Genomic DNA, 981 nt, shown 5'->3' with positions numbered 1-981 from the left:
CGCCGCCGCCGCCCCGTCCGCGCCGGCGCCCGCCCGCCGCGCGACGCCGAGCACCGCGACCATCGAGCGCGAGGTCTTCGCGTACGGCGGCGCCGGGCGCCGCGACCCGTTCCGCCCGCTCATCGCGACCAGCGAGATCCGCCCGCTGCCGAACGAGCTGCGGCTCGTCGCCGTGGTCTTCGACCCGCGCGGCGCCGGCTCGGTGGCGATCCTGCGCGATTCGGTCAGCAAGAAGCAGCACCGCGTCCGCCCCGGCCAGCTGCTCGGCCGCATGCGCGTCGCGCAGATCCGCCAGAAGCAGGTCGTGTTCACGATCGAGGAGCTCGGATACAGCCGCCAGGAGGTCCTGGGGCTGCAGGATTCCACCGCTACGAGGCTGCCATGAGGGGCGTCGCCCTGCTCACCGCCGCGGTCACCGCCGCGACCCCCGCGTTCGCGTCCGTCCCCGCGACGGCCGACCGCGCGCCGACGGCGCCGCCCACGCGCCTCGTCACCAACCCCCTGCCGCGCGCCGAGCGCGCCGAGGACGTCCGCGCCGCCGTCACGCACGTCAGCGTGGTGGCCGGCGGCGACGCCGCGAGCACGGTCCTGATCGGCGTCGACCGCGCGGTCGTCGTCCAGGACTTCACGCTCGACGCGCCGCGCCGCGTCGTCCTCGACCTCGCCGGCGCCACGCTCGCCCTCCCGGGCGGCGCGCGGTACGACGGCACGGCCCGCGGCGGCGTGCGCAACGTGCGCCTCGCCCAGTTCCGCGCCGGCGTCGTCCGCGTGGTCGTGGAGCTCGACGGGCCCCGCGCCTACAAGGTCGAGCGCACCGACGGCGCAGTGCGCCTGGTGGTGCAGGGGAGCCCCGCCGACTTCTCGCCCTGGCAGGCCGGCCGCGCCCCCGCGGCGTCGGCCGCGGTGCAGGTCGCCGCCGTCCCGGCCCCCGCCGAGGTGCCCGCGGAGCAGCCGCCGCGCCAGCAGCCGCCGGCAAGTCGG

The 981-nt window shown here is 78.4% G+C and carries 2 protein-coding genes; both read left to right on the top strand.

Features of this window, described 5'->3' with window-relative positions; genetic code table 11:
- On the top strand, nt 1-385 hold a 385-nt coding region (locus tag PYV61_RS25825; protein ID WP_275836759.1), incomplete at its 5' end, for a hypothetical protein.
- Nucleotides 382-981: AMIN domain-containing protein (locus tag PYV61_RS25820; RefSeq protein WP_275836758.1), on the top strand; the 600-nt coding region annotated here is incomplete at its 3' end. The genes PYV61_RS25825 and PYV61_RS25820, both read left to right, overlap by 4 nt.

It is taken from the genome of Roseisolibacter sp. H3M3-2 (genome assembly GCF_029211165.1).
Classification (GTDB): domain Bacteria; phylum Gemmatimonadota; class Gemmatimonadetes; order Gemmatimonadales; family Gemmatimonadaceae; genus Roseisolibacter.
This window is presented reverse-complemented; position numbering and strand designations above follow the sequence as displayed.